The organism is Leclercia sp. M50, assembly GCF_037150775.1.
In the GTDB taxonomy this organism is placed as follows: domain Bacteria; phylum Pseudomonadota; class Gammaproteobacteria; order Enterobacterales; family Enterobacteriaceae; genus Enterobacter.
The window spans coordinates 59,463-70,845 of sequence record NZ_JBBCPK010000010.1 but is presented as its reverse complement, the minus strand read 5'-3'; the positions used below and the strand labels follow the sequence as shown (position 1 = coordinate 70,845).

The following is an 11,383-nucleotide window of genomic DNA, read 5'->3' as shown; positions in this document are numbered from 1 at the left end:
GCAAAAAGGCGCTGAAGGGGGCGCGGTTGTTGGCGTTCAACCGGGTAAACGCCTGCCATTCGTCGCCCTCGTAGCGGGCCTGGAAACGCTGGGCCAGATTCACCTGATAGCAGTCGCCGCTGTGCAGGAAGGCCTGCACGCGCTCAAATTTGTCGTTGTACTCCGCCGCGGTCATATTGGCCTGCCAGCCGGAGGTCAGCCGGAATGCAGGTACGTTCTCAGGGGGGCGCTGTGCTTCAAGCCAGGTCAGCCGCGCCTGTGCATCGCCATGACAGACCAGCGACACCCGCTGTTTGTGGTGATCGACGATTATCGCCCAGTCATACAGGCCCACCGCCATATCCGCCAGGGTGATATCACGCAAGGCCCGTTCCGGCAGCTTTTCGAAGCGGCGGCCAAGGTCATAGCCGAACATCCCCAGCGCGCCGCCCTGGAAGGGGAGGTCCGGGTCAGGCGTGCAGGGCAGGCCCATCTCATCAAGGGCCTGCTGCAACAAACTCAGCGGGCAGGCGTCAGAATGAACCCCGTCGATCCGCGTATCCGCCCCGTGCGTCACCAGTGTGCTGCGCGGGTCGGCCACCAGAATATCAAAGCGACTGTAGGGGTGATCCGCATGGCCCGAGTGCAATAGCATGGCCCACGGCAGATGGCTGAGTGGAGCAAACCAGAATTCTGCGGCGTCAGGGCGCCACGGTAATGTCATAACAGTGGGGGATAGCGAGTTCATGGGTGGTAAACAACCGGGCAGCGTGAAATAATTAGCGCCAATAATTTAGCAGGAGTTGACAATGTTTGCAGGTTTACCTTCACTGAGCCACGAGCAGCAGCAAAAGGCCGTCGAGCGCATACAGGAGCTGATGTCCCAGGGGATGAGCAGCGGGCAGGCAATTTCTCAGGTGGCAGAAGAGCTTCGCGCCACCCATACCGGCGAGCGGATCGTGGCGCGTTTTGAGGATGATGAAGAGGAGTAACGCCCTTACACCGCAGCGATAATCTTAATCTCAACCTTATACTGCGGCTTCATCAGCGTCGCCTGTACCGTGCAGCGGACAGGCGCGTGACCCGCCACCACCCACTCGTCCCAGGCTTTGTTCATCGCCGCAAAATCCTCTTTACTGGCAAGGAAAATGGTCGCATCCAGAATGCGGGATTTGTCGCTGCCCTGTTTTTCCAGCACTGCGTCAATCTGCGCCAGGGTATTGGCGGTCTGCTCATAGGCGTCGGCATCCAGGTTTTCCGGTACGCCGGTGTAGTAGAGGGTCTGGTTGTGGATCACTACATCTGACCAGCGGGCTTCGGCATCAATGCGCACAATTGTCATACACGTTTCCTCGTTATGGTGACTTTCTGCGGGCAAGACTGCCATATTGTTTTGCCTGCGTCACTCTCGACTGGCGCCAGGACGATCGGCCTGACATAATCCCTGTGCAAAATTACAGGGGGCAGAGTGGCAGACGATTTCGCAGCAGACGGACAGTTAGCAAAGGCAATTCCCGGCTTCAAGCCGCGCGAACCGCAGCGCCAGATGGCGCACGCGGTAGCCGAGGCGATCGACAGCGCCCAGCCACTGGTGGTAGAGGCGGGGACCGGCACCGGTAAAACGTACGCCTATCTGGCGCCAGCGCTGCGCACGAAGAAAAAGGTGATCATCTCCACCGGTTCGAAAGCGTTGCAGGATCAGCTCTACAGCCGCGATTTGCCCACCGTCGCCAAAGCCCTGAAATACAAAGGCCGTCTGGCCCTGCTGAAAGGGCGCTCCAACTATCTCTGTATTGAGCGGCTCGAACAGCAGGCGCTGGCGGGCGGCGATCTGCCGGTACAGACCCTCAGCGATGTGATCATCCTGCGCAGCTGGGCCAACCAGACCCAGGATGGCGATATCAGTACCTGCGCCAGCGTCGCCGAAGACTCTCCTGCCTGGCCGCTGGTCACCAGCACCAACGACAACTGTCTGGGCAGCGACTGTCCGCTCTATAAAGACTGTTTTGTGGTCAAAGCGCGTAAAACGGCGATGGAGGCCGACGTGGTGGTGGTGAACCACCACCTCTTCCTGGCGGACATGGTGGTGAAAGAGAGCGGTTTTGGCGAGCTGATCCCCGAAGCCGAGGTGCTGATCTTCGACGAAGCCCATCAGCTCCCCGATATCGCCAGCCAGTATTTCGGCCAGTCGCTCTCCAGCCGCCAGCTGCTGGATCTGGCGAAAGATTTTACCATCGCCTACCGCACTGAACTGAAAGATACCCAGCAGCTACAGAAGTGCGCCGACCGCCTGGCGCAGAGTACGCAGGATTTTCGCATGCAGCTTGGCGATCCGGGTTTTCGTGGCAACCTGCGCGAACTGCTGGCCGATCAGCATATTCAGCGCGCGCTCCTGCTGCTGGATGACGCCCTGGAGCTCTGTTACGACGTGGCGAAGCTGTCGCTCGGCCGCTCGGCGCTGCTGGATGCCGCCTTTGAACGCGCCACGCTCTACCGCGCGCGCCTGAAACGGCTGAAAGAATTTAACCAGCCCGGCTACAGCTACTGGTACGAATGCAACTCGCGCCATTTCACCCTCGCGCTGACGCCGCTCACCGTGGCCGATAAGTTCCAGGATGTGATGGCGCAGAAGCCAGGCAGCTGGATCTTTACCTCCGCCACGCTGTCGGTTAACGACGATCTGCACCACTTCACCGAGCGTCTCGGCATCGCAGAGGCCAAATCCCTGCTGCTGCCGAGCCCGTTTGACTACGCTACCCAGGCGCTACTCTGCGTACCGCGCAACCTGCCGCTGCCCAATCAGCCCGGCGCCGCCCGCCATCTGGCGGCGATGCTCAAGCCGATGATTGAGGCCAACAACGGCCGCTGCTTTATGCTTTGTACCTCCCACGCGATGATGCGCGACCTGGCGGAGCAGTTTCGCGCCACCATGACCCTGCCAGTACTGTTGCAGGGCGAAACCAGCAAAGGCCAGCTGTTGCAGCAGTTTGTCACCCACGGCAACGCCCTGCTGGTGGCAACGAGTAGCTTCTGGGAAGGGGTCGACGTGCGCGGCGATACCCTGTCGCTGGTGATCATCGACAAATTGCCCTTTACCTCGCCGGACGATCCGTTGCTCAAGGCGCGGATGGAAGACTGCCGCTTGCGGGGAGGCGATCCGTTTGATGAGGTACAGCTTCCGGATGCGGTCATTACCCTTAAGCAGGGGGTGGGGCGCCTGATCCGTGACGTGGACGATCGCGGGGTGCTGGTGATCTGCGATAACCGCCTGGTGATGCGGCCTTACGGCGCCACCTTTATCGCCAGCCTGCCGCCGGCGCCACGCACCCGGGATATCGCTCGCGCCGTGCGTTTCCTTGCCGCGTCGCAGGCGCAGTAATTTGCTGACGGGTGTGCTAAAATGCGCCCCTTTTTGTGACTGACCACTGCGAGAGCGCGACAAGACATGCGAATTCTGGCTATCGATACCGCCACAGAGGCCTGCTCCGTTGCCCTGTGGAATAACGGTATTTCCTTTGCTCATTTCGAAGAGTGCCCCCGGGAACACACCCAACGTATCCTGCCTCTGGTGAAGATGATCCTCACCGAGGGCAATACCTCTCTTACCGACCTCGATGCGCTGGCCTATGGCCGTGGGCCGGGCAGCTTTACCGGCGTTCGCATCGGTATCGGCATTGCCCAGGGGCTGGCGCTGGGCGCTGAACTGCCGATGATTGGCGTCTCGACCCTGGCGACCATGGCGCAGGGGGCGTGGCGCCGTACCGGTGCGACCCGCGTGCTGGCGGCTATTGATGCCCGCATGGGCGAAGTCTACTGGGCGGAGTACACCCGTGATGAGCAAGGCGTCTGGCACGGGGAAGAGAGCGAAGCGGTGCTCACGCCGGAAGCGGCAGGTGAGCGCATGAAGCAGCTTTCCGGTGAGTGGGCGACCGTCGGGACCGGCTGGCCAGCCTGGCCTGACATGGCAAAGGAGAGCGGTCTGACCCTGGTGGACGGCACTGTCCTGTTACCTGCCGCAGAAGATATGCTGCCCATCGCTTGTCAGATGCTGGAGGCAGGGCAAACCGTGGCGGTGGAGAAAGCCGAGCCGGTTTATTTGCGAAACACCGTAGCGTGGAAGAAACTTCCGGGCCGGGAGTGAATCTCAGTATAAGAGCCTGAGAAAAAGGAGTCGCATCATGGCGGTTCAAAAATATGTCGTTCGTCTGCTGACCGTCGGGGCGCTGGCCCTGGCGTTAACGGGATGTGTCTCCGTGCCTGATGCCATCCAGGGCAGCAGCCCCACGCCGCAGCAGGATCTGGTCCGGGTGATGAACGCCCCGGAACTCTACGTGGGTCAGGAAGCGCGTTTCGGCGGCAAAGTCGTGGAGGTGCTCAACCAGCAGGGGAAAACCCGTCTGGAGATTGCCACCGTTCCCCTCGACAGCGGCGCGCGTCCGGTGCTGGGTGAAGCCTCACGAGGCCGTATCTATGCCGATGTTAACGGCTTCCTCGATCCGGTGGATTTCCGGGGGCAACTGATCACCGTAGTGGGACCGATCACCGGCGCAGAGCAGGGTAAAGTCGGCAACACGCCTTATAAATTCATGACCATGCAGGCCAACGGCTATAAACGCTGGCGGGTGCAGCAGCAGGTGATGATGCCGCCACCCGACCCCTGGTACTGGGGACCGCATCCATGGCGTTATGGCTATGGTTACGGCTACGGCGGATGGCCAGTCTATGGCCCCGGTCCGGCTCAGGTCCGAACGATAGTAACAGATTAAGTCACTGTTATTCTTAATTAAGAAACAGCGGCCCGTCCGCTGTTTTGTTTTTTCCACGGTAATAAGAAAAATAAATAGTGACGCGCTTCGCAACCTTAAATCCGGACAATAAATAAACTGGTACGCTGAGTTAATATTATGTTAACGACTTGTTTATTAACCGGGGTTGTGATGACGACGAACACGCATTTCAGAGGTGATGTAGTGAAGAAGGTTTGGCTTAACCGATATCCTGCGGATGTTCCCGCAGAGATAAATCCTGACCGTTATCAATCCCTGGTTGAACTGTTTGAAAACTCCGTAACGCGTTACGCCGATCAGCCTGCGTTTGTGAACATGGGCGAGGTGATGACCTTCCGTAAACTGGAAGAGCGCAGCCGGGCCTTTGCCGCCTATCTGCAACAGGGCTTAGGCCTGCAGAAGGGCGATCGCGTGGCGCTGATGATGCCCAACCTGCTGCAGTATCCGGTGGCGCTGTTCGGCATTCTGCGCGCCGGGATGATCGTGGTTAACGTCAACCCGCTCTATACTCCACGTGAGCTGGAACATCAGTTGAATGACAGCGGTGCCGCGGCGATTGTGATTGTCTCCAACTTCGCCCACACGCTGGAAAAAGTGGTTGATAAGACCCAGGTCAAACACGTCATCCTGACGCGGATGGGCGACCAGCTCTCCACCGCCAAAGGGACGCTGGTTAACTTCGTCGTCAAATATGTCAAACGTCTGGTGCCGAAATATCACCTGCCGGATGCTATCTCTTTTCGCCAGGCGCTGCACACCGGCTACCGGATGCAGTACGTTAAGCCTGAGATCGTCTCGCAGGATCTGGCCTTCCTGCAATATACCGGCGGCACAACCGGCGTGGCGAAAGGGGCGATGCTTACCCACCGCAACATGCTGGCGAACCTCGAACAGGTTAATGCCACCTACGGGCCGCTGCTGCATCGCGGCAAAGAGCTGGTCATTACTGCGCTGCCGCTGTATCACATTTTTGCCCTGACCATGAACTGTCTGCTGTTTATCGAACTCGGCGGGCAGAACGTGCTCATCACCAACCCGCGTGATATTCCGGGACTGGTGAAAGAGCTGGCGAAATATCCATTTACCGCCATGACCGGGGTAAACACCCTGTTTAACGCGCTGCTCAATAATAAAGAGTTCCAGCAGCTCGATTTCTCCACTCTGCATCTGTCAGCGGGCGGCGGGATGCCGGTGCAGCAGGCGGTGGCCGAGCGCTGGGTCAAGCTCACCGGGCAGTACCTGCTTGAAGGCTATGGCCTGACCGAGTGCGCCCCGCTGGTGAGCGTGAACCCGCACGATATCGACTATCACAGCGGCAGCATTGGCCTGCCGGTGCCCTCCACCGAAGCCAAACTGGTGGATGATGACGATAACGAAGTGCCGCATGGCGAGCCTGGCGAGCTGTGCGTAAGAGGGCCGCAGGTGATGCTGGGTTACTGGCAACGCCCGGACGCTACCGACGAAATCATCAAGGATGGCTGGCTGCACACCGGCGACATCGCGGTGATGGATGACGAAGGTTTCCTGCGCATCGTCGATCGTAAGAAAGATATGATCCTGGTCTCCGGGTTCAACGTCTATCCCAACGAGATCGAAGAGGTGGTGATGCAGCACAACGGCGTACTGGAAGTGGCCGCAGTAGGGGTACCGGCAGGCAGCAGCGGCGAAACGGTAAAAATCTTTGTGGTGAAAAAAGATCCTGCCCTGAGCGAAGACGCGCTGATCACCTTCTGCCGTCGCCATCTTACCGGCTACAAAGTGCCGAAGCTGGTGGAGTTTCGCGACGAACTGCCAAAATCGAACGTCGGGAAGATATTACGACGAGAATTACGTGACGAAGCGCGCGCCAAAGTAGACAATAAAGGCTGAGCTTCGTGTTAGTCACCCAGAAACGCTGGCCTGGCCAGCGTTTTTTTATGGGCGCAAACCATAGAGAAAATGATTTGAATTACCAGATGATCACCACCAACGACGAACTGGCTTCGCTGTGCGATCTCACCCGCGATGCATCCGCCATCGCGCTGGACACCGAGTTTGTTCGTACCCGCACTTACTACCCGCAGCTGGGTCTCATCCAACTGTATGACGGCAAACGGGTATCGCTTATCGATCCGCTGGGGATCACCGACTGGACGCCGATGCGTGAGTTGCTGCTGGACACCGCCATCACCAAATATCTGCATGCTGGCAGTGAAGATCTGGAAGTTTTCCTCAACACCTTCGGCATTATGCCGCAGCCGCTGATTGATACCCAGATCCTCGCTGCGTTTGCGGGTCGTCCACTGTCATGGGGCTTTGCTGCCATGGTGGAAGAGTATACCGGCCTTGTCATCGACAAGAGCGAATCCCGCACCGACTGGCTGGCGCGTCCGCTGACCGAACGTCAGCTCGACTACGCGGCGGCGGATGTGTTCTACCTGCTGCCCATCGCCAGTCAATTGATGAAAGAGGCCGAAGCCTCCGGCTGGCTGGCTGCGGCGCTGAATGAGTGCCAGATGACGCAGCAGCGTCGTCAGGAGATCGCCGACCCGAAAGAGGCGTGGCGCGACATCACCAACGCCTGGCAACTGCGCACCCGTCAGCTGGCCTGTCTGCAACTGCTGGCCGACTGGCGTCTGCGTAAGGCGCGCGAGCGTGACCTGGCGGTGAATTTTGTGGTGCGTGAGGAGCATCTCTGGGCCGTGGCGCGGTACATGCCGGGCAGCCTGGGCGAGCTGGACAGCATCGGGCTTTCGGGGTCGGAGATCCGGTTCCACGGGAAAACGCTGCTGGCGCTGGTGGCGAAAGCTCAGCAACTGCCGGATGAGGCGCTGCCGGAGCCGCTGCTGAATCTGATGGATATGCCAGGGTATCGCAAAGCATTTAAGGCGATCAAGGCCCTGGTGCAGGAGGTGGCGGCAGAGAGCAAAGTCAGCGCCGAGCTGCTGGCCTCACGCCGTCAGATCAACCAGCTGCTGAACGCGCACTGGAAGCTGAAACCGCAAAACGGCACGCCGGAACTGATTGCCGGATGGCGCGGGGAATTGATGGCCGATCGCCTGAATGCGTTACTGGAAGAGTATCCGCAGTAAGCGCGATCTGTAACCCCCGGCGGCGCTGCGCTTGCCGGGGCTACAAAACGACAAACCGTAGGCCGGGCAAACGACGTGCCGCCCGGCAATACGCACGTTTATGAACGCGACTCTTCCGCTTCCGGCAGGGTGACGTTGAGCTCCAGAATCGAGATATCTCCGTCTTTTTGCTCCAGCTGCACGGTGACCATTTCCGGGTCGATCTGCACGTATTTGCAGATCACTTCCAGGATGTCTTTGCGCAGCTGCGGCAGGTAGTGCGGTTCAGCGTCGCTGCGGCGGCGTTCCGCCACGATGATCTGAAGTCGTTCTTTAGCGATGTTGGCGGTGTTTTTTTTCCGCGAGAGAAAAAAGTCCAGTAATGCCATAACTTATCCTCCGAACAGGCGTTTGAGGAAACCTTTCTTCTCTTCTTCAATGAAGCGGAAAGGACGTTCTTCTCCGAGCAGACGATCCACAGTGTCCGCATACGCTTTACCCGCGTCTGCGTTGGCGTCGAGGATAACCGGTTCGCCCTGGTTAGAGGCGCGCAGCACGGATTGATCTTCCGGGATAACGCCAACCAGTTTGATGCGCAGGATCTCCAGCACGTCTTCCATACTCAGCATATCACCTTTGCTGACACGACCCGGATTATAGCGGGTCAGCAGCAGGTGCTCTTTGATCGGTTCCTGACCATTTTCCGCACGACGGGATTTTGAGGCAAGGATACCTAAAATACGGTCCGAGTCGCGTACGGATGAGACTTCCGGGTTGGTGGTGATGATCGCTTCATCGGCGAAGTAGAGCGCCATCAGCGCACCGGTTTCGATGCCTGCAGGTGAATCGCAGATCACGAAATCGAAGTCCATCTTGTTCAGCTCATCGAGCACTTTTTCCACGCCTTCACGGGTCAGCGCGTCTTTGTCGCGCGTCTGGGAAGCGGGAAGAATATAGAGATTATCGGTACGCTTATCTTTAATCATTGCCTGATTCAGCGTGGCATCACCCTGAATCACGTTTACAAAGTCGTAAACCACGCGGCGTTCACAACCCATAATCAGGTCAAGGTTACGCAGGCCGATATCAAAGTCGATAACGACAGTTTTCTTTCCCTTCTGGGCCAAACCAGTAGCGATGGCCGCGCTGGAGGTGGTCTTGCCAACGCCTCCTTTACCCGAAGTAACAACAATAATGCGTGCCATAGAAATTCCTTGTTAAAAAGGGATCAATTCAACGGTTGAACGGTCAAAGCGTTGTCTGCCAGACGCAAACGCGCTGCTTTGCCAGAAAATTCGGCCGGGATGTTATCGCTCAGCCAGTAAACACCTGCGATGGAGACCAGCTCCGCCTCCAGGTGGGTACAAAAAATTTGCGCATCGCGATCGCCACTGGCGCCTGCCAGCGCCCGGCCTCGCATTGAGCCATAGATATGAATATTGCCATCGGCGATCAGCTCCGCTCCTGCGCTGACGTGGTTTGTTACAATAAGGTCACAATTTGGCGCATAAATACGCTGCCCGGAACGTACCGGCAGGTCGATCAAACGCGTTTTTGTGGCGGGTGTAACAGGAAGTTCAGGCGGGGCAGGGGGCTCTGCGCGCGGGGCTTTATCTTTACCTTCGGTGAGCAGCGGAAGACCCGCCTCGTCGATTTCGGCTTTTAGTTCAGGATCTTTACAGCCGCTGATGCCGACAATCCGCAGCCCAGTAGCTAAGACCGCCTGTTGCAGCTGCTGCCAGTTAATCGGCGCTTCAAGATCGCTGACGTTAATGACGACGGGCGCATGTTTCAGAAATGCGGGCGCCTGGGCGATTTTGTCTTCTAACGCCTGACGAATAACCTCGGGTTTTGCTTCATGCAAATGAACCACTGATAAGGTGAAGCTACTGCCTTTAAGCTCGATTGGCGTGTTTGACATCCTGGCCTTACTCAATTTGCTTTTTACCACGGCGTGTGCGTCGTGATATTCCGAAGAGTATCAGGCATGTTATAGTCACAATTATATTGAGGCAAGTCACCCTCCCCGTTAATTCTGAGTAAATATATGTTTTGTGTGATCTACAGAAGTACCCAGCGCGACCAGACCTATCTTTATGTCGAAAAAAAGGACGATTTTTCCCGTGTGCCTGAGGCGCTGATGAAGAGCTTCGGTAAGCCGCAACTGGTGATGCTCATGCCGCTTGACGGGCGTAAGCAGCTGAAGAACGCCGATCTGGAAAAAGTAAAAAGCGCGTTAGCCGAACAGGGCTATTATTTACAACTCCCTCCGCCGCAAGAGAATTTACTCAAACAGCATCTTGAGGCGCTGGGGAAAAAATAGTTTGAGATTAATCTGTCAGCGTTACATTAACCTTTAGGGGCTCATTATGTATCAGCATCATAACTGGCAAGGCGCCTTGCTGGATTATCCGGTCAGTAAAGTCGTCTGTGTGGGCAGTAATTACGCAAAGCATATTCAGGAAATGGGCAGTGCAGTTCCGGACGAGCCGGTGCTGTTTATTAAACCCGAAACCGCACTCTGCGATATCCGCCAGCCGCTGGTGATCCCGCAGGGGCTGGGGTCGGTTCACCACGAAGTGGAGCTGGCGGTGCTGATTGGCGCCACGCTGCGCCAGGCCCCTGAAGATCATGTGCAGAAGGCGATTGCTGGTTATGGTGTGGCGCTGGATCTCACCCTGCGCGAGGTGCAGGGCAAAATGAAAAAAGCGGGCCAGCCGTGGGAGAAAGCCAAAGGCTTTGATAATTCCTGCCCCATCTCCGGGTTCGTACCGGCGGCGGAGTTCCAGGACGATCCGCAGAACACGACCCTGAGCCTGAAAATTAACGGCGAAGTGCGTCAGCAGGGCTCTACCTCTGACATGATCCATAAGATTGTGCCGCTGATTGCCTATATGAGCCGTTACTTCACCCTGAAACCGGGCGATGTGATCCTCACCGGCACCCCGGAAGGGGTGGGGCCGCTGCACAGCGGCGATGAGCTGGACGTATCTGTCAACGGCCTGTCACTGAAAACCCGCGTGCTGTAATCCTCGCTTGCCGCGCTTTTCGGGCGGCAAAACTTGCATCGAGGTGCCAGACTGGTTATAAGGTGCGCTTTATTTTGACGTGTGGACATCCTTATGAGCGAAATCCCTTTCTGGCAAAGCAAAACTCTCGACAACATGACCGACGCCGAGTGGGAATCGCTGTGCGATGGTTGCGGGCAGTGCTGCCTGCATAAGCTGATGGATGAAGACTCGGACGAAATCTATTTCACCAATGTCGCCTGTAATCAGCTGAACATCAAAACCTGCCAGTGCCGCAACTACGAGCGGCGTTTCGAGCTGGAGCCGGACTGCATCAAGCTGACCCGGGATAACCTGCCTACCTTCGAATGGCTGCCCCCGACCTGCGCCTACCGCCTGCTGGCGGAGGGGAAAGATCTGCCGGCGTGGCACCCGCTGCTGACCGGCTCAAAAGCGGCGATGCACGGCAAGCGGATCTCCGTGCGTCATATCGCGGTGAAAGAGTCCGAGGTGCGCGACTGGGAAGACCATATTCTGAATCATCCCAACCGCTGATAAT

Annotated in this window: 14 protein-coding genes; 9 read left to right on the top strand and 5 right to left on the bottom strand. The window is 57.6% G+C overall.

All coding sequences use genetic code 11. The annotated features are described in order from the left end of the window. Positions 1-727: chorismate-binding protein (locus WFM46_RS04345; protein WP_336997122.1), on the bottom strand; the 727-nt coding region annotated here is incomplete at its 3' end. Positions 728-788: 61 nt separating this feature from the next. On the opposite strand from WFM46_RS04345, the gene WFM46_RS04340 reads away from it, so the two are divergent. Next, positions 789-971 (top strand): YoaH family protein, encoded by a 183-nt coding sequence (locus WFM46_RS04340; protein ID WP_039030781.1) that lies wholly within the window; start codon positions 789-791, stop codon positions 969-971. A gap of 5 nt (positions 972-976) precedes the next feature. On the opposite strand, the gene WFM46_RS04335 is transcribed toward WFM46_RS04340, so the two are convergent. After that, the gene (locus WFM46_RS04335; RefSeq protein ID WP_103180017.1) at positions 977-1,321 is read right to left on the bottom strand and encodes a RidA family protein; all 345 of its coding nucleotides are present in this window, start codon (positions 1,319-1,321) and stop codon (positions 977-979) included. Between the two features lie 126 nt (positions 1,322-1,447). Between WFM46_RS04335 and WFM46_RS04330 the strand changes: the two genes are divergently transcribed. The 5 genes from WFM46_RS04330 to rnd all read left to right on the top strand — a co-directional run bounded on the left by WFM46_RS04330 (position 1,448) and on the right by rnd (position 7,837). Next, on the top strand, positions 1,448-3,358 hold the full coding sequence (locus WFM46_RS04330; protein WP_180210452.1) for a helicase C-terminal domain-containing protein: 1,911 nt from the start codon (positions 1,448-1,450) through the stop codon (positions 3,356-3,358). A 66-nt stretch (positions 3,359-3,424) separates the two neighbouring features. Beyond that, the gene (tsaB, locus tag WFM46_RS04325; RefSeq protein ID WP_180210453.1) at positions 3,425-4,120 is read left to right on the top strand and encodes a tRNA (adenosine(37)-N6)-threonylcarbamoyltransferase complex dimerization subunit type 1 TsaB; all 696 of its coding nucleotides are present in this window, start codon (positions 3,425-3,427) and stop codon (positions 4,118-4,120) included. Positions 4,121-4,157: 37 nt separating this feature from the next. Continuing rightward, positions 4,158-4,745, top strand: a complete 588-nt coding sequence (locus WFM46_RS04320; protein WP_336997121.1) for a Slp family lipoprotein — start codon at positions 4,158-4,160, stop codon at positions 4,743-4,745. Positions 4,746-4,949: 204 nt separating this feature from the next. After that, positions 4,950-6,635, top strand: a complete 1,686-nt coding sequence (gene fadD / locus WFM46_RS04315; RefSeq protein ID WP_139156349.1) for a long-chain-fatty-acid--CoA ligase FadD — start codon at positions 4,950-4,952, stop codon at positions 6,633-6,635. 74 nt (positions 6,636-6,709) lie between these two features. Next, complete coding sequence (gene rnd, locus WFM46_RS04310; RefSeq protein ID WP_336997125.1) at positions 6,710-7,837, top strand: ribonuclease D; 1,128 nt, start codon at positions 6,710-6,712, stop codon at positions 7,835-7,837. A 98-nt stretch (positions 7,838-7,935) separates the two neighbouring features. Here the strand turns inward: rnd and minE are convergent, their stop codons facing one another. From minE to minC, 3 genes are read right to left on the bottom strand one after another with little or no spacing between them, the layout of a single operon-like run. Continuing rightward, positions 7,936-8,205: a cell division topological specificity factor MinE gene (minE, locus tag WFM46_RS04305; protein ID WP_103180012.1), complete on the bottom strand. Its 270-nt coding sequence runs from the start codon at positions 8,203-8,205 to the stop codon at positions 7,936-7,938. Positions 8,206-8,208: 3 nt separating this feature from the next. Next, positions 8,209-9,021 carry a septum site-determining protein MinD gene (gene minD, locus WFM46_RS04300; RefSeq protein ID WP_103180011.1) on the bottom strand — a complete coding sequence of 271 codons (813 nt, stop codon included), beginning with the start codon at positions 9,019-9,021 and terminating at the stop codon, positions 8,209-8,211. Positions 9,022-9,044: 23 nt separating this feature from the next. Further along, positions 9,045-9,737 (bottom strand): septum site-determining protein MinC, encoded by a 693-nt coding sequence (minC, locus tag WFM46_RS04295; protein WP_103180010.1) that lies wholly within the window; start codon positions 9,735-9,737, stop codon positions 9,045-9,047. Between the two features lie 126 nt (positions 9,738-9,863). Between minC and WFM46_RS04290 the strand changes: the two genes are divergently transcribed. From WFM46_RS04290 to WFM46_RS04280, 3 genes are all read left to right on the top strand, one after another. Next, positions 9,864-10,139, top strand: a complete 276-nt coding sequence (locus WFM46_RS04290) for a YcgL domain-containing protein (RefSeq protein ID WP_103180009.1) — start codon at positions 9,864-9,866, stop codon at positions 10,137-10,139. Between the two features lie 46 nt (positions 10,140-10,185). Continuing rightward, positions 10,186-10,845, top strand: a complete 660-nt coding sequence (locus WFM46_RS04285; RefSeq protein WP_336997120.1) for a fumarylacetoacetate hydrolase family protein — start codon at positions 10,186-10,188, stop codon at positions 10,843-10,845. 93 nt (positions 10,846-10,938) lie between these two features. Beyond that, complete coding sequence (locus WFM46_RS04280; RefSeq protein WP_336997119.1) at positions 10,939-11,379, top strand: YcgN family cysteine cluster protein; 441 nt, start codon at positions 10,939-10,941, stop codon at positions 11,377-11,379. Positions 11,380-11,383 lie beyond the last annotated feature (4 nt).

Coding starts and splice junctions, on each gene's coding strand:
- WFM46_RS04340 (WP_039030781.1), top strand. CDS start 789: ATGTTTGCAGGTTTACCTTCACTGAGCCACGAGCAGCAGCAAAAGGCC.
- WFM46_RS04335 (WP_103180017.1), bottom strand. CDS start 1,321: ATGACAATTGTGCGCATTGATGCCGAAGCCCGCTGGTCAGATGTAGTG.
- tsaB (WP_180210453.1), top strand. CDS start 3,425: ATGCGAATTCTGGCTATCGATACCGCCACAGAGGCCTGCTCCGTTGCC.
- WFM46_RS04320 (WP_336997121.1), top strand. CDS start 4,158: ATGGCGGTTCAAAAATATGTCGTTCGTCTGCTGACCGTCGGGGCGCTG.
- minE (WP_103180012.1), bottom strand. CDS start 8,205: ATGGCATTACTGGACTTTTTTCTCTCGCGGAAAAAAAACACCGCCAAC.
- minD (WP_103180011.1), bottom strand. CDS start 9,021: ATGGCACGCATTATTGTTGTTACTTCGGGTAAAGGAGGCGTTGGCAAG.
- minC (WP_103180010.1), bottom strand. CDS start 9,737: ATGTCAAACACGCCAATCGAGCTTAAAGGCAGTAGCTTCACCTTATCA.
- WFM46_RS04290 (WP_103180009.1), top strand. CDS start 9,864: ATGTTTTGTGTGATCTACAGAAGTACCCAGCGCGACCAGACCTATCTT.
- WFM46_RS04285 (WP_336997120.1), top strand. CDS start 10,186: ATGTATCAGCATCATAACTGGCAAGGCGCCTTGCTGGATTATCCGGTC.
- WFM46_RS04280 (WP_336997119.1), top strand. CDS start 10,939: ATGAGCGAAATCCCTTTCTGGCAAAGCAAAACTCTCGACAACATGACC.